Raw genomic sequence first — 16,613 nt, 5'->3', positions numbered from 1 at the left:
ATTTCTACGAGAAACGGTTGTCATCTTTATATGACGACAACGTCGTTTCTTCTTGATGTAACAGCTTTCGAGGAGGGAAATGAAGATGAACAAAGGACGCGTTGTAAGCATTATGGGTCCGGTTGTCGATATTGAATTTGAACGCGGCCAATTGCCCGAGATATTCAACGCTATCAAAATTGAAACCGTCTTGGACAATGGTCGCCAGATTAACCTAACACTTGAGGTTTCCAATCACTTGGGAGACAATTTGGTACGTTGTATCGCGATGTCTTCTACAGATGGTCTGGTTCGCGGACTGGATGCGATTGACCAAGGTGGTCCTATTTCGGTTCCTGTTGGGGAAGCGACATTAGGCCGGGTATTTAACGTACTTGGAAATCCAATTGATAACGCTGGTGAAGTTGTTGCTGAAATTAAGAACCCGATTCACCGTTTGGCTCCGACATTTGATGAATTGTCGACACAAGCCGAAATTTTGGAAACGGGTATTAAAGTTATCGACTTGCTTGCACCTTACGCTAAGGGCGGTAAAGTTGGTCTGTTCGGCGGTGCCGGTGTAGGTAAAACAGTAACGATTCAAGAATTGATTAATAACATTGCCCAAGAACATGGCGGTATTTCCGTATTCGCGGGTGTGGGTGAACGTACTCGTGAAGGTAATGACCTTTATCACGAAATGACGGACTCCGGCGTTATTAAGAAAACAGCAATGGTGTTCGGACAAATGAATGAGCCCCCAGGCGCGCGTCTACGCGTAGCTTTGACCGGTCTTACTATGGCGGAATATTTCCGTGATGTAGAAGGTCGCGATACGCTGCTCTTTATCGATAATATATTCCGCTTTACCCAAGCGGGTTCCGAAGTATCCGCTCTTCTCGGACGTATGCCGTCCGCTGTAGGTTACCAACCAACCCTGGCTACTGAAATGGGTCAGTTGCAAGAGCGTATCACTTCTACCAAAAAAGGCTCTGTTACTTCCATTCAAGCAATCTACGTACCAGCGGATGACTACACTGACCCCGCTCCGGCAACGGCGTTTGCTCACTTGGATGCAACAACTAACCTTGAGCGTAAGATTTCCGAGAAGGGGATTTTCCCAGCGGTTGATCCACTGGCTTCCAGCTCGCGTCTGCTAGCTCCGGAAATTGTTGGTGAAGAGCATTACAATGTGGCACAAGGTGTTAAACAATTGCTGCAACGTTATACCGAACTTCAAGACATCATTGCCATCTTGGGTATGGATGAATTGAGTGAGGATGATAAGGTTATCGTAGCCCGTGCTCGTAAAGTTGAGCGTTTCCTGTCTCAGCCTTTCCACGTGGCCGAACAGTTCACCGGCTTCAAGGGTAAATACGTGCCAATCAAAGAAACTGTACGTAGCTTTAAGGAGATCCTGGATGGTAAGCATGATGATCTTCCAGAAGCAGCGTTCCTTTTTGTAGGTACAATCGAAGAAGCGGTTGAAAAAGCGAAATCGATGTAACACTGAGCTAAGGATGTTTTCGATGTGAGCTTTACTATGTAAAGCTTTAAGGAGGAATGGAAGTGAATACCTTTTTGTTGGAAATTGTCACGCCGGAGCATCTCGTCTATTCTAAACAAGTGAATAGCTTGACAGTACGGGGAGTCGAAGGCGAGTTGGGTATTTTGCCTGGACACATTCCGCTTGTGACTCCACTTCAGGTTGCTCCGTTATCCGTCAAATCGGACGGTGTTACGATCTCCATCGCCGTTCATGGCGGGTTCGTTGAAGTGCATAAGGACAAAGTAACAGTGCTGGCAGAAAGTGCCGAGCTGCCAACAGATATTGATGTTGAGCGCGCCGAAGCTGCTAGAGAACGGGCTCAGCGCCGTCTCCAGACTCGTAGCAAACAAGATGATATCGATCACCGCCGTGCGGAGTTGGCGCTGCAACGCGCTGTTACACGGATTAAAGTGTCCACTGGTAAAGGACAACAGTAGCATATTAGCGGTCAAGCTCTAAGCTTGACTGCTTTTTTTTAAATATAAGAGAGTATAAGTTTTACACAATACTTTCTGTCTTATATTTCTCGCATAAACACTTGCCGTCCTTATAAGAACGCCGCTGAAGGCGTTTAAGCTTGTTATAGTAATCTATGTATTAAAGGTTAAGATTTCTTCATTTTTTTGGATATTGGCGTTGAATTGTTTAAAAATTTGTAAAAGTACTGGATTCTTTTGCCCTGCACAAGTATGATATAAGAGTCGATTTCCGAGTAATACGAACACGGAGGGTTAGCATGGAGGATATTTTGTCCAATGGCTGGTCTAGTGCAGCTGGAACCAGCAGCATGATCTCAATGATTGTTTCTTTGCTCAGTGTTGTATTATCTTGGTGGGCATTGCAGAACCTTAAGCTGGATTTGGTCATAAGATATCCCAAGAGTCCTCAAGGAAGGCTACTGCACTTACTTCTAGCCATTGTACTTGGTCATTTTGTTGCAGGATTCTTTCTGGATTACCTTAGCTGGAGTGGGATGATCCGCTATATGTTTTAGGAATATGTAGTTTGGTTATAAGTGTCATAGGTCGCAGTGGTCAAAAAGTGTCGAATAATAAGGTTTTATTATGTCAACACTGAACTTTAAGGAACATGCCCGGCTGAATGGGCGTATTGATGGAGTATGCGAATTTTTTTGCAATTACTTTTAATCTAAAAAATAATTTAAGAAATAATGGACGCGGAGGGAAACCGAAAATGAGCAAATTTATCGTCCGCGGTGGCAACAGATTGACCGGGAGCGTGAAAGTTAGCGGCGCAAAAAATTCCGTATTACCGATCATAGCCGCCTCTCTATTGGCAGAAGAAGGAGTAAGCGTCATTGTGGACGCACCTCCGCTTGATGATGTAATGACGATCTCAAAAATGTTGGAATCTTTGGGTGCAGGTGTTACATATCAAAACGATATTATCCAGGTGGATGCTACAAACATCACTTCCTGCGAAGCACCTTATGAATGGGTTCGAAAAATGCGGGCATCTTTTTTAGTCATGGGCCCCCTGTTATCTCGGCTTGGCCACACAAGAATTTCTTTGCCTGGCGGCTGCGCCATTGGCACACGACCGATTGATCAGCATTTGAAAGGATTTGAAGCGCTTGGTGCGGAGATTAGTCTCGGCCAGGGCTACATTGAAGCGAAAAGTAACGGTCGCCTGCGCGGAGCCAAAGTGTATTTGGATGTAGCTAGCGTGGGTGCGACCGAAAATATAATGATGGCAGCGGCACTCGCCGAAGGCGTGACCGTGATTGAGAATGCGGCTAAGGAGCCTGAAATTGTCGACCTGGCCAATTATTTGAACGGTATGGGTGGAATCGTGCGCGGTGCGGGAACAGGTGTTATCCGTATTGAAGGCGTTGAACGTCTGCATGGCGTTAAACATCATGTAATACCTGACCGTATCGAAGCAGGCACCTATATGGCTGCCGCAGCAATTACAGGTGGCGATGTTTATGTGGAAGGCGCAATCGCTGATCACTTGGGTCCTGTTATTGCAAAGATGGAAGAGATGGGCGTGACCATTATTCCTGATGAGAACGGGATTCGTGTAATCAGTGACAAACCTCTTAAAGCTGTTGATTTGAAGACTTTGCCGTATCCAGGCTTTCCAACGGATATGCAGTCACAAATGATGGCATTATTGCTGCGCTCTGAAGGAACTAGTGTCGTTACGGAAACTGTATTCGAGAACCGATTCATGCATGTGGATGAATTCCACAACATGAATGCTGAGATTAAGATCGAAGGACGCTCAGCCATCGTTACAGGTAATGCGCAATTGGTCGGAGCCAAGGTTTGTGCTACGGATCTACGTGCGGGAGCTGCGCTTATTTTGGCAGGTCTTGTTGCTGAAGGCACTACTGAGGTAAGCGGAACTCATCATATCGATCGCGGATATGTACATTTGGCTGAGAAGCTGTCCGGACTAGGTGCGGAAATTTGGCGCATTTCTATGGAAGACACAGCCGCACAAACGGTGAAGGATGAAACTCTTAAACCAGAAGTAGCCAAGAGTGAATCTCATAAAAGCGAAGAGGTTAAGCCTCGCTTTCAGGTTCAAGCAACTTGGGTATAATATTAGTCATTAGGTGAGAACAGGCTGCAGTGATGCGGCTTGTTCTTTTTTTATGATAAGAAAGAAATTTGAATCCTCAACTAATGGGGATTTTTTTCGTTTGTAATTCTTTAACGCGGAGCATAGTGATAGATACGAGAAAGCCACTCTCTTTCTCTCAAATATTGTTCTAGTAGTTGCTGTAAATTCATATCTATAAGAATCAACAGTGACTTACGGAAGGAGCCATAGAGATGAAAGATTTCCGCTACTTGCGACGTAACAAGTCAACGCGCTGGCACTCGCGTTCCCTTGCTCCCCGGCTCAGGCGACTCGGCCCCGTCGCCTGGATCGCAGCGCCTATCCTGGCGGCGCTGCTGATTCCACTGGCGGTTGTCCCGCTGCACCGGGGACAACCGGTGCCTCCGGCCTTGCCGGCGGTCACGGCCTCACCGGCCGCACCGGCGGGGCCGGAGGCGGCTGCGCAGGAAGCGCCGCAGCCGAAGGTCTCCGTCTATTTGTCGCGTAGCGGACAAATAGAGACGTTGCCGCTGGAGGAATACGTCAGCGGCGTGCTTGCGGCCGAGATGCCGGCCAGCTTTGAGCTTGAAGCGCTCAAAGCGCAGGCCGTAGCGGCCCGCACCTTTATCCTGCGCCGCCTGCTGGCTGGCGACAGAAGCGGCGTCCCCGTTCCGGGGGCGGATGTAACAGATACGGTAAGCCATCAGGCTTACGTATCTAAGGACACGCTGGAACGGAAATGGAAGCTCGGCGGAAGAAGCGCCGACCTCGCAAAGCTTCAGCGCGCGGTCCTTGAGACGCGCGGTGTCATTATGACCTATAAAGGGCAGCCGATTACGGCCTCCTTTTTCGCCTCCAGTGGAGGATATACTGAGAACTCGGAAGAATACTGGAATGCAGCGATTCCCTATCTGCGCAGTGTAACTAGTCCTTGGGAGAAAGAGATTACCCCAAACTATGCGGTGACCTCTACATTCACCATCTCGGAAATACTTACTAGACTTGGGCTAAACGACAGAGTAATCCCTGCTTCAAAAGATACGACCCAATCAGGCATGACAAAGAACATATCTACTTCCTCTGAATTGCCGGTAGAAGTGTTGTCTCTCACCACTGGACATCGGGTTAAGGAAATCTCTATTGGAGGTACTATTTTTACTGGAAGAGAAGTGCGAGAGAAGCTAGGGTTACGTTCCAGCCAATTCAGTTGGGGGCGAAAAGGGAATAAAATCTATATAACTACCTTCGGAAATGGGCATGGTGTTGGAATGAGTCAGTGGGGGGCGAATGGGATGGCGAAGGAAGGCGGAACGGCTACTCAAATTCTCAAACACTATTACAGTGGTATCTCTTTTACGCAAATCTCAACTCTTCTGAAAAAATAACTTGAAAGATACGTATAAAAGATAGAAGCCCGGTAACACTGGTTACTGAGGTGATAGCCATATGAATGAACAAGACAAAAACAAAACAAACCATGATGAATCTCTCAAAAAATCGCAGGGAGATTCAGGTGCTAAACCTTCTTCATGGAGCAAGATGTTATCTAAACGTTGGGTGTTCCCAGCAGTCTACACGGCGGCAGCGGCAATTATACTAACTTTGGTGTGGGTCTATCAGGATGCCGGCCAAAAACCGCTGGACACCGCCGCCACATCACAGCAAGTAGGAGCTTCGACTAACGAAGCTGGTACTGCAAACAGTAATCCAGATGCCCTTGAAGTTCTTGCTTCAGCGGAAAGCTTGGTTTGGCCAGTAGCTAATCCAGGTGAAGTAGAAGTGGTCAAACCGTATTATGACGAGAATGGTACAGAAGACAATCACGTTGCCGCAATGGTGCAGTATAACGACAAATTTATTCCTAATGTCGGTATCGACCTTGCCCGTGAAGATAACAATACGTTCGACGTCAAAGCAGCGCTTAGCGGTGAAGTCACTAGAGTGGAAGATGTTGCAGTGTTAGGTAAGGTCATTGAGATTACCCATCAAGGTAACATGAAGACCGTGTACCAAAGTCTTGGCGACGCGAAAGTTAAAAAAGGCGATGTTGTGAAGCAAGGAGATACGCTTGCAATCGCAGGTCGCAGTGAAATCGAGAAGGACCTTGGCAATCATGTACACTTTGAAGTGTATAAGGATGGCAAAGTAGTTAATCCATCAGAGTTACTGCCAGGGCGATAAGAATATCTACTGCAGGGGGCTAATGCCTCCTGTTTTTTTTTGTGAAAAAGGCTCTTCGTAAGCAGCATGCTTATAAAGAGCCTTATTTTTCTATGAAAAACGGTTATTGTCTTTGATGAACCAACGACGTTCCGTCTTGCTAATAACAAGGCTTCTTGGGTTGTCCATTAAATAAAATGAGCCCTTCCAGGCTTGTCATGTCTTGAAAGCGCGAATATATAAGCCCGCCCCTCATATAATGTACCAAACTATCCACAGTTGGGAGGCGGGAGCGTGCACGATTACATCAAGGAACGTACGATCAAAATCGGACGCTGCATCGTGGAAACCAGGCATACGGTCCGGACCATAGCCAAGGAATTTGGCGTTTCAAAGAGCACGGTGCACAAAGACTTGACGGAGCGTCTGCCAGAGATCAACCCTGATCTGGCCGATCAGGTGAAGCACATTCTTGAATATCACAAATCCATCCGACATCTTCGGGGGGGAGAAGCCACAAAAATTAAATATAAAAAAACGACGGGGAAAAAACGTGAGGTTGCTGTAGCATCAAAGCCATGAGATTTTCGGAAATTTAAGGAAATATTCAGCTTTAAAACATTGTGTACTTCCCCTAAAGTATGTTATTTTTAAATTTAGTACTAACTGCTGTTTTTTCAATTAAAATAACACTTTGGGGGCTCTTTCATTATGTTTAGCAAGGATATCGGAATCGACCTCGGCACGGCCAATGTGCTCATACATGTTAAGGGAAGGGGAGTCGTTCTGGATGAACCTTCCGTGGTCACACTTGAAAGTGATACGAAGAGAGTCCTTGCGGTGGGAGAACAGGCACGTCGCATGGTTGGACGTACACCTGGAAATATAACAACTATCCGTCCTTTACGGGATGGTGTTATTGCAGATTTTGAAATCACAGAAATGATGCTGAAGTATTTTATCGATCGTGTTGGCGGTCGTACGTGGTACTCACGGCCTCGCATTCTGATATGCGCCCCTACAAATATTACATCTGTGGAACAGAAGTCCATTCGGGAAGCGGCAGAACGTAGCGGGGCTAAGGAAGTATTTATGGAAGAAGAGCCAAAGGCCGCTGCGATTGGAGCGGGAATGGACATTTATCAGCCAAGTGGGAACATGGTCGTCGATATCGGTGGCGGAACGACGGATGTAGCCGTACTTTCTATGGGCGACGTCGTTACCGCTTCTTCGATTAAAGTCGCGGGAGACAAGTTCGATGAGGCCATTTTAAGATATATTAAACAAAAATATAAATTGTTGATCGGTGAACGGACAGCAGAGGATATTAAGGTTACTATTGGTACGGTTCGACCTGGTTTGATGAAGTCCGAAATGGATATTCGTGGCCGGGACATGGTAAGCGGACTTCCCCAGACGCTCACTATTACAGCTGGCGAGGTAAAGGAAGCATTATGGGATCCGGTTTCTTCCATTGTGGCTGCGGCTAAATCGGTGCTGGAGCGTACACCACCAGAATTGTCTGCGGACATTATTGACAGGGGTGTTGTTCTCACTGGTGGAGGTGCTTTGCTTAATGGATTGGACGAGCTGCTCTCAGAAGAATTACATGTACCTGTCTGGGTAGCGGAAGACCCTATGCACTGTGTGGTAAAAGGAACAGGAATTATGCTGGACAATTTGGACAAGGTCGTTAAGAAAAAGTTCTAAGCAGCCGATATAAAAGGTAGCATTAGATTCGGAAGGAGACTACCTTCATGATAAGAGGATTATATACGGCCGCTGCAGGTATGGTTGCGCAGCAACGTAGACACGATACGGCAACACAGAACATCGCTAACTTAAATACAACGGGATATAAGCAGGTTGATAGTGTGAATCATGCTTTTCCAGATGTCTTGATCTCGGCTATGAGCAATGGCAATACCACGCCGGTGGGGCGCCTTAACACAGGGGTTTTTGCAGAAGAGTCGATATCCCAATATTTGCAGGGTGATTTAAGGGAGAGCGGCAAGTCTATGGATTTTGCTTTATCTACAGATTTGCAAGTCGCCGACCTTGTGACGGGTCAGAATATAGCTTTTGATGGTTCGGGGAAATATGTGAGTGCTGATGGTGAGGTTACTTACCGTCCACAAGCTTTCTTTACCGTTCAGGATGCGGAGGGCAACAACTTATTTACCCGAAATGGAAGCTTCACAGTAAATGCGGCTACGGGAGAAGTGTTGAGCAGTGGAGGCTTTAAGGTTCTTGATTCCACTGGTAAGCCTCTTGTCTTGACAGGAAATCAGGACACCCTTAAAGTGGACGGGCAGGGGAATGTACTAAATCCAGAAACAGGACTTCCGACAGGGACCAAGATTGGTGTGAGTGTAGTTACAAAGCCGCAGGAGCTTGTGCGTGACGGTAAAGGTGTGTTTCACGCTGATGATGTAGCGGCGGCGGGCATTCGTTACTCCAATGCAACTGATATCTTGCAGGTGCGTCAAGGATACTTGGAGGGCTCCAATGTTGACCCTACTCAGGTAACTGTAGATTTGAATGCCGCATACCGGGCGTATGAAGCGAACCAAAAGATCGTCCAATACTATGATAGCAGCTTGCAGAAGGCTGTAACTGAAGTCGGCAGGGTATAAGCGCTGCTTATGAAATTTTTACAGGTAAAGCTTATAGGAGGTTTGATCTATGAACAACTCAACGATTAGTGCAGCAGTCTCCATGTCCAGCCTTCAGCAGCGGCTTGATATTATAGCGGATAATCTAGCTAATATGGATACAAATGGTTATAAGAGCAAGCAAGGCTCCTTTGAGGATGTGCTGACCCGTGTACAGCAGCAATCGGATGACTATGATCAGCCGGGCCGCGCTACACCTCTAGGCTTTAATATCGGTTTTGGGACTTATGTGCCTTCGATTACGACCAATTGGGAAGAAGGCCCCCTTAAAGAAACGGGTAATCCAACCGATTTGGCGCTTCAGGGGAATGGCCTGTTTGGTGTTCAGGTCAATGGAACTACAGCTTATACTAGACAAGGTGACTTTCACTTTACGCCGGACACTACCGATGTAACGAAGATGGTCCTTGTAGATAATACGGGGAATCCGGTGCTGAATACAGCAGGTAATCCTTTAACAGTCCCTGTGGGCGTGAACGCAGCTATCGACGAATCTGGTCGTGTATTAACGAAACAGACAGAGAATGGACCTGTTCGGGTAGCGGGTACTATAATGATTGTAGAACCTAAGACACAGAATGCTTTAAAAGCAGTGGACGGGAATTTCTATATGCTTTCCGATGGCGTTACAGCACGGCAGGCTTTTGTACAAAGAGCGGCAGGTGAGGCTTCTGGAATTGGAGTACGCTCAGGGTGGCTGGAGCAGTCAAATGTCGATATGACCACAGAAATGACAGAAATGATGCAGATTCAACGTACGTATCAACTCGCAGCTCGGGCGCTTTCTTCCAGTGATCAGATGCTAGGTCTGGCCAATAACATGCGCGGGTAGAGGTGAAGGAATGGAACGTCAGAAAAAGGTGAAGTCGGAAGACAAACCAGAAGACAAGAAAGAAGACAAGAAAGAGAAGAAGCGGGACGGAGTTTCAAAATGGACACTCATCCAGTGGATTCTTATTCCTTTGCTTCTAGTAGCTGCACTTGGAGGCGGGCTGGTCGTCGGTTACGTTGTCCTTGGCAAAAAAGAGTTTAGCGATGTTCTACAATGGAGCACATGGAGACATGTATATGATTTGGTTTTTGCTCCATAATTTAAGATGATAATGACTCCCTTCTTGGATAAGGGAGTTTTCTTTTTTATACGGATAAATGTATAATGGTGGGGGGCCTCGGGCAGCAAAAAGGGCCCTCTCCGCCATGCTATCGCATCGGGTGGAGAAAGCCCCTTATCTCAACCTCCACTTCTGCAGGTGGTGAAGGATAAATATAGTTTTTACCGAAGTTGCCTAAATTTATGCAGTTCGGCGAAGAATAAATGAAGTAACATCCGAAAGGAGTTTTGTTATAATGCTGGATATCAACCAAATTCAAGAAATTATTCCCCATCGGCCTCCATTTCTGCTGGTGGACAAAATCACCGAGATCGAAATGGGTAAAAGAGCTGTAGGCGTCAAAAATGTAACGATCAATGAACCTTTCTTCGCAGGCCATTTTCCAGGTTATCCGGTAATGCCGGGCGTACTGATTACAGAAGCTCTTGCACAAGTAGGTGCGGTTGCTATTCTGGGGGTAGAAGCGAATCGCGGTCGAATTGGCTTTTTAGCTGGGCTCGATGGATTCCGTTTCCGTGGTCAAGTCGTACCGGGAGATACGCTCACTCTTGAAGTGGAGATTACTCGTCTTAAGGGCAGTATTGGAAAAGGACAAGCTACTGCGTCGGTTGAGGGGAAAGTTGTTGCCTCCGGGGAAATTATGTTTGCGCTGAGCTAATATTAATTTTCAAAATTATATATTATACATGGAGAAGGAGAGATTCTTAATGACTCAATTAAGCCCAAAAGCGGCAGAAACCTTATCACGCTGGCTGGAGAACGCCTCCGTTGATGAGTCTACGAAGGCTGAGCTGCGCGCTCTGGAGAACGAGCCACAGGAGCTCGAGGAACGATTTTATAGAGATCTAGAATTCGGTACAGGTGGTCTACGTGGTGTGATTGGCGCAGGTAGTAATCGTATCAATCGTTATACGGTAGGTAGGGCTACACAAGGTTTCGCTAAATATATTCTGGAAAAGCATACTGGAGAGGGAAGACCTTCTGTTGTTATCGCTCATGACTCCCGTCGTTTCTCGCCTGAATTCACACTTGAGGCTGCTCTTGTATTGGCTGCTAATGGCATTGAGGCTCATTTATTCACTTCTCTGCGTTCAACCCCACAACTGTCCTTCAGTGTACGGCATTTGAAGGCAACGGGTGGTATTGTTATTACTGCAAGCCATAATCCGCCTGAATATAATGGTTATAAAGTTTATAATTCTGAAGGTGGACAGCTTGTCCCTGACGAAGCCGAAAAGGTCATTTCTTACATATTAGGGGTTGACACTTTTGATGGTGTGAAACGGATTTCCCAAGAAGAAGCGGAGCGTCAAGGTCTGCTGCACTGGCTCGGTGAGAAGGATGACGAAGCGTTTACTGATACTGTTGCTGCGGTTAGTCTTGCAAGTGAAGAGATTGCCTCCACGCTTGGAAAAGACTTCAAAATCGTATACACCCCGCTACATGGTACAGGTAACCTGCCGGTTCGTCGCGTGCTTGAAAAAATTGGGTTCACACAGGTGCATGTTGTACCTGAGCAAGAGCAACCAGATTCCGAATTTTCTACTGTAAAATCGCCAAACCCAGAGGAGCGCGAAGCCTTTACACTGGCTATGAAGCTGGGCGAAGAGTTGAATGCAGACCTCTTGATTGGCACAGATCCTGATGCAGACCGTATGGGTGCAGTGGTTCGTGACAATGAAGGTAAATTTGTTGTTTTATCGGGCAATCAATCCGGAGCTTTGATGATTCATTACTACTTGAGCCGTTTACAGGAACAAGGTAAGTTGCCAAGCAATGGTGCAGTTGTGAAGACTATCGTGACAAGCGAGATGGGGGCTGCTGTAGCCTCTCATTATGGTGCAACTGTATTTAATACGCTAACGGGCTTCAAATATATTGGGGAAAAAATGACTCAATTCGAACAATCCGGAGATTACACATATCTTTTCGGTTATGAAGAAAGCTATGGTTATCTTGCAGGTAACTATGCCCGTGATAAGGACGCCGTTCTTGCGGCTATGTTGATCGCCGAAGCAGGTGCTTATTACAAAGCTCAAGGCAAAACATTATATGATGTTCTTCAGGAATTGTATGAGCAGTTCGGATACTTCTTGGAAAGCCTGGAGTCCCGTACATTGAAGGGCAAGGATGGCGTTGCGCAAATTCAAGGCATCATGAATGATTGGCGCACGAATGCACCACAAGAAATTGCGGGATCTGCCGTTACAGAGGTGCTGGATTATTCGCTAGGCTTGAATGGTCTGCCGAAGGAAAATGTATTGAAATATTTGCTGGCTGACGGATCATGGTTCTGCCTGCGTCCTTCCGGTACTGAACCAAAGATTAAAGTTTATTTTGCGGTTGTGGGTGAATCCTTGCAGAATGCTAAGGACAAGGTAGCTACACTATCCAAGCAGGTTATGGCCCGCGTTGACGGGGAACAATAAAATAAGAATATAGATCGCATTCTATATTTTGGAATTATATTTTTAACGTAGAAACGGGTACCGTCTCTAAAGGATGACGATCCGTTTCTACTTTTGTAAAAAAGAGTTTTAAAGTGAAAGAGGAGGTACTTTTGGTGCAGCAAAAATGGCAACGTTGGAATATTTCTTCCCGAAAGTGGCTGTGGATCATAGTTGTGGTTGGCGTTTTAGCTGCCCTGCCTGTTGTCTATGACCGTCTACAGACGGAGAAGTCTTCTAAGACAGTGGAATTTGTATTTGATTATCGTGATCTAGTTGAAGTCGCTAGCTATCGCGCAAACCCGCAGAATTATATTTCCGAACAGTTAGACCGCTTAAAAGATGCTGGTGTTCAGAGCATGGCGATTTATGAAAGCACGCTGGAAGATTATCGTAAGGCGCGTCGCCTTATGATGTGGGGTGCGGCTGATATAGCTAATTTTACGAATACTATCATTCCGGAGAATGAGAACTATACTTATGTTCTTTTTACTAATCCTGATTACTACGAGGCCTTAGCGCCTGTTATTAAAGAGGCATTCGGTAATCTTGGGATCACTTCAAAGGAATGGAGTTTCCGTGGACAACAAGGTCTTATTATTGAGACTCCAATAGAAGATGCTACATTGAAGCCACTTCAGCCAGATCCATTTACACTGGAGATGCTGCATGACAAAGGATTTACCATTGTACCGCGTCTTGTGGATTCTTTGACTTATAATAAAGCGACAGTTAAGAAGCTGTTAGATCGGTATGAAGAATTGGGTGTAAAACGAATCCTATTCGAGGGAGAGTCCGTTAAAGGGTTTAATGATGATGCCGATACGGCTAGTATCACTGACTTTGCTAATCTCCTTAAGGAACGTGGAATCGGAATTGCAGCGATTGAAAATATTAAGAAACAGCAGAAAGGCTTTAACAAGCTCGCCTATTTGCTGGACTATAACGTAACACGGTTATATTCCCTTAGCGAAGGAGATTCTGCCCTAGATCCAAAAGTGATTTCGGATCGTTTCGCTTTGGCGACAAAGGATCGCAACATTCGCATGATTTATTTAAATACGATTCCTTCACGGAATACAGCGAAGGCACAGATTACAGATACGCTGGACAACCTTATCACGAGTCTGAGTGATCCTGGCGGTGCCGTTGAGCAGATCAAAGACAATGGGTTTAAGTTAGGACAAGCTACGGCATTTGAGGTTGTAGATTCGTCTTATCAGCGTTATTTCAAGCTAGTAGCGGTAGTTGGTGCAGTTTCTTTAGTAGCGCTGCTAATTTCTTACTTTATTCCATGGCTTACGATCCCTGCATGGGTGCTAGGATTACTGGGAAGTGCAGGCCTGTTGGTCTTGAAACCAGAGCTGTTTGAGCAGGCGCTGGCGCTTGCGGCTGCGATAAGTGCACCGACCCTTGCGGTTGTACTTGCCATTCGTAAGGTCAATGAAATGGGACCTCCTCTACGGAGCAATTCCCTTACCTATAAGGCTATGAGCCCGAAACGTCGGTTCACGCATAGTCTGGTGCTTTATTTGAAGACTTCATTAATTTCTTTGAGCGCTGTGCCATTCGTAATCGCACTGCTCAACAACATAACCTACAGTCTAGTGCTGGACCAGTTCCGTGGTGTCAGTCTACTCCATATGGCGCCTATCGGCCTTGTAGCGCTTTATGTACTCCTCTATCGTGGAGAGTTTGTCTTTAACAAGACAGGTAAGCTGCTGCGTACACCAATCACATTAGCTATGGTTCTTGCCGCTATGGTTCTTGGGGTCGTAGGTATGTATTATTTAAGCCGTACTGGAAATAGCGGTAACGTAACACCTCTGGAAATGGCCTTCCGTACATTCCTAGAGAATACGGTTGGTGTCCGGCCGCGTAATAAAGAGTTTTTGCTCGCACATCCGTTATTAATTCTTGGTGCATTCCTGGCCTTTAGATATCGGAATGCAGCGTTTATCATGATCATTGCCGTAATTGGTCAGCTCTCCATGGTGGATACCTTTGCACATATTCATTCACCTGTTCTAATCTCGCTGGTTCGTGGATTGCTCGGTCTTGGACTTGGATTGATCATTGGTGTAATTGCCGTAATCGTATGGCAGATTGCAGAAGGGTGTTGGAAACGATGGTCGCCACTCCTAAAAAGATAGTTATCTCTGGTTACTATGGTTTCCGTAACAGTGGAGATGAGGCGGTATTGCAGTCTATTCTAATTGCACTGCAGAAACAGTCTCAAGCATTAGGTATATCCATTGAGCCTATCGTGTTATCCATTGATCCTGAGTGGACCAGCGCCACATACGGAGTGAAATCCGTGCACCGGATGAAGCTTGTTGAAGTCCGTCAAGCGATTTATGAGAGCGCTGGTCTGATCAGCGGTGGGGGGAGCTTGCTGCAGGATGTAACAGGTAGCAAGAGTATTCCTTACTATTTAGGTATTATCAAGCTTGCGCAGTGGATGGGTAGACCAACCTTTATCTATGCTCAAGGTATCGGGCCAGTGAATCGTAAACTGTTTCACCCTTTAATCAAATCCGTGTTTCGTAAATGTACTTATATATCTGTGCGGGATGAACAATCCCGCGAGCTTCTTCTATCTATGGGACTAGAACAGAAGAACGTAGAAGTTGTTCCCGATCCGGTAATGGGCTTGTCTTTGCCGGAGGACGCGGATGTTGCTACACAATCATCAGAATCGCTTCCGGTGATCGGGATATCGGTACGTTATTGGGAGCAAGATCGCAAGGAGTTGGATTCTCTTGCTCAAGGATTGATTAAGGCCAACCGCGAGGCTCCGTTACATTTGCGATTTCTCCCTTTTCACACCCCTTCGGACAATGAGGCTTCACGTTATCTGATGGATAAGCTGAAGGGAAGTATAAACGAGCATGGTGGACAGGTCAGTATTTGTGAGGATGCTATTCACCCGCAGCAGATGCTACGGGAAGTGGGACAATGCGATGTTCTGATTGGTATGCGACTTCATAGCTTGATCTACGCGGCTGGAAGACGTGTTCCACTGATTGGTATTTCTTATGATCCGAAGATCGATCATTTTCTAGACAGAGTACAGTGCCATCCTGTTGGAGCAACAGACACACTTGATGCTGAACATGTCGCTGCCGAGATTGTTCATCTTTTGAACACCGGGCAGGAATGGAGAGCAGCACGGGCAGATGTCATTTCCAAGTTGATTCAAGAAGCAGAGGCACCAGCTCGGCAAATTGTAGAATATTTTCACCATAAAGGATGATCTTACGTGAAAGCAGAAAGCGTGGTACCTACAGTTCCTATTTTTGGGATCAAAGTCTCGAAAGTTGATATGGCAGCAACCGTTGCCTATTTGACGGAGGCTGTTCATACCCGTATCCCGCATCAAGTGATTACAGCTAATCCAATTATGGTTATGGCTGCGCTGGAAGATCCGGCTTATATGGATATTATGAAATCGGCTGAATTGGTTGTCCCCGATGGGACAGGCGTTGTATGGGCTGCTAATTATTGTAATGAGCCGGTATCAGAACGGGTAGCAGGTTATGATCTGTTACATGAATTGATGCGGCAGGGTGAAAGATATAGTTGGAAGGTATATCTCCTAGGTTCTACGCCTGAAGTGATTCGGGAAACCGCTGAAAGGTTACAATTGCAATATCCGGGTGTTATCATTGCAGGATATCGCGACGGTTATTTTGGTCCGGATGCAGATGAAGAAATTGTTGCTGGAATTGTTAAGGCTAATCCTGACTTATTATTTGTTGCCAGAGGTGCAGATAGTCAGGAACCATGGATTGCTAAATATAAATCCAAACTGGGTGTTCCGATCATGATGGGGGTCGGCGGCAGCTTTGACGTGATTTCTGGAAAGAGCAAAAGAGCACCAAAAGCCTTCCAAAAAATGAGAATAGAATGGTTGTACCGTCTCCTAAAAGAACCAACACGGTACAAACGGATGCTTGCACTGCCGAAATTCGCATTAAAAGTGGTGCGTGAGAAAGATAAAGTAACAAAAGTCTAGCAAAATGCCGATATTCACCTAGAAAATGAGATAAATAGCCTAAATAAAGGATTGGAATTTGTTTTTGTAACAGCGTATAATTCAATGCGGTAGAGAAATGGG

16 protein-coding genes are annotated in these 16,613 nt (G+C 46.1%); all 16 read left to right on the top strand.

What is annotated here, in order from left to right; all coding sequences use genetic code 11:
- Nucleotides 1-85 precede the first annotated feature (85 nt).
- The 16 genes from atpD to QNH28_RS27585 all read left to right on the top strand — a co-directional run bounded on the left by atpD (nucleotide 86) and on the right by QNH28_RS27585 (nucleotide 16,511).
- The gene (gene atpD, locus QNH28_RS27660; protein ID WP_042192466.1) at nucleotides 86-1,486 is read left to right on the top strand and encodes a F0F1 ATP synthase subunit beta; all 1,401 of its coding nucleotides are present in this window, start codon (nucleotides 86-88) and stop codon (nucleotides 1,484-1,486) included.
- Between the two features lie 62 nt (nucleotides 1,487-1,548).
- The gene (locus tag QNH28_RS27655) at nucleotides 1,549-1,965 is read left to right on the top strand and encodes a F0F1 ATP synthase subunit epsilon (RefSeq protein WP_042131365.1); all 417 of its coding nucleotides are present in this window, start codon (nucleotides 1,549-1,551) and stop codon (nucleotides 1,963-1,965) included.
- Nucleotides 1,966-2,264: 299 nt separating this feature from the next.
- Nucleotides 2,265-2,522 (top strand): DUF1146 family protein, encoded by a 258-nt coding sequence (locus QNH28_RS27650; RefSeq protein WP_283909342.1) that lies wholly within the window; start codon nucleotides 2,265-2,267, stop codon nucleotides 2,520-2,522.
- 200 nt (nucleotides 2,523-2,722) lie between these two features.
- Nucleotides 2,723-4,099, top strand: a complete 1,377-nt coding sequence (murA, locus tag QNH28_RS27645) for a UDP-N-acetylglucosamine 1-carboxyvinyltransferase (protein ID WP_283909341.1) — start codon at nucleotides 2,723-2,725, stop codon at nucleotides 4,097-4,099.
- A gap of 410 nt (nucleotides 4,100-4,509) precedes the next feature.
- Nucleotides 4,510-5,484 carry a stage II sporulation protein D gene (gene spoIID, locus QNH28_RS27640; protein WP_283909340.1) on the top strand — a complete coding sequence of 325 codons (975 nt, stop codon included), beginning with the start codon at nucleotides 4,510-4,512 and terminating at the stop codon, nucleotides 5,482-5,484.
- A 61-nt stretch (nucleotides 5,485-5,545) separates the two neighbouring features.
- Nucleotides 5,546-6,280: a M23 family metallopeptidase gene (locus QNH28_RS27635; protein ID WP_283909339.1), complete on the top strand. Its 735-nt coding sequence runs from the start codon at nucleotides 5,546-5,548 to the stop codon at nucleotides 6,278-6,280.
- Between the two features lie 273 nt (nucleotides 6,281-6,553).
- Complete coding sequence (gene spoIIID / locus QNH28_RS27630) at nucleotides 6,554-6,841, top strand: sporulation transcriptional regulator SpoIIID (protein ID WP_019915029.1); 288 nt, start codon at nucleotides 6,554-6,556, stop codon at nucleotides 6,839-6,841.
- A gap of 129 nt (nucleotides 6,842-6,970) precedes the next feature.
- Complete coding sequence (gene mreB / locus QNH28_RS27625; RefSeq protein ID WP_042131361.1) at nucleotides 6,971-7,969, top strand: rod shape-determining protein; 999 nt, start codon at nucleotides 6,971-6,973, stop codon at nucleotides 7,967-7,969.
- A gap of 47 nt (nucleotides 7,970-8,016) precedes the next feature.
- Complete coding sequence (locus QNH28_RS27620) at nucleotides 8,017-8,895, top strand: flagellar hook-basal body protein (protein WP_283909338.1); 879 nt, start codon at nucleotides 8,017-8,019, stop codon at nucleotides 8,893-8,895.
- 49 nt (nucleotides 8,896-8,944) lie between these two features.
- Nucleotides 8,945-9,766, top strand: coding sequence for a flagellar hook-basal body protein (locus QNH28_RS27615; protein WP_283909337.1), 822 nt, complete (start codon nucleotides 8,945-8,947; stop codon nucleotides 9,764-9,766).
- Between the two features lie 10 nt (nucleotides 9,767-9,776).
- Nucleotides 9,777-10,025 carry a DNA-directed RNA polymerase subunit beta gene (locus QNH28_RS27610; protein WP_283909336.1) on the top strand — a complete coding sequence of 83 codons (249 nt, stop codon included), beginning with the start codon at nucleotides 9,777-9,779 and terminating at the stop codon, nucleotides 10,023-10,025.
- 256 nt (nucleotides 10,026-10,281) lie between these two features.
- Nucleotides 10,282-10,704 carry a 3-hydroxyacyl-ACP dehydratase FabZ gene (gene fabZ / locus QNH28_RS27605; RefSeq protein ID WP_283909335.1) on the top strand — a complete coding sequence of 141 codons (423 nt, stop codon included), beginning with the start codon at nucleotides 10,282-10,284 and terminating at the stop codon, nucleotides 10,702-10,704.
- Between the two features lie 49 nt (nucleotides 10,705-10,753).
- Nucleotides 10,754-12,475 (top strand): phospho-sugar mutase, encoded by a 1,722-nt coding sequence (locus QNH28_RS27600; protein ID WP_283909334.1) that lies wholly within the window; start codon nucleotides 10,754-10,756, stop codon nucleotides 12,473-12,475.
- A gap of 134 nt (nucleotides 12,476-12,609) precedes the next feature.
- Nucleotides 12,610-14,646, top strand: a complete 2,037-nt coding sequence (locus QNH28_RS27595; RefSeq protein WP_283909333.1) for a DUF5693 family protein — start codon at nucleotides 12,610-12,612, stop codon at nucleotides 14,644-14,646.
- The gene (csaB, locus tag QNH28_RS27590) at nucleotides 14,622-15,749 is read left to right on the top strand and encodes a polysaccharide pyruvyl transferase CsaB (protein ID WP_283912281.1); all 1,128 of its coding nucleotides are present in this window, start codon (nucleotides 14,622-14,624) and stop codon (nucleotides 15,747-15,749) included. The genes QNH28_RS27595 and csaB overlap by 25 nt, the downstream gene beginning before the upstream one ends.
- A gap of 6 nt (nucleotides 15,750-15,755) precedes the next feature.
- On the top strand, nucleotides 15,756-16,511 hold the full coding sequence (locus QNH28_RS27585) for a WecB/TagA/CpsF family glycosyltransferase (RefSeq protein ID WP_283909332.1): 756 nt from the start codon (nucleotides 15,756-15,758) through the stop codon (nucleotides 16,509-16,511).
- The last annotated feature ends 102 nt before the right edge of the window (nucleotides 16,512-16,613 follow it).

Origin of the sequence: Paenibacillus sp. G2S3 (genome assembly GCF_030123105.1) — a bacterium.
Classification (GTDB): domain Bacteria; phylum Bacillota; class Bacilli; order Paenibacillales; family Paenibacillaceae; genus Paenibacillus_AQ.
Note: the sequence above shows the minus strand (reverse complement) of the source record. Positions and strands in the feature narration are given on the sequence as shown.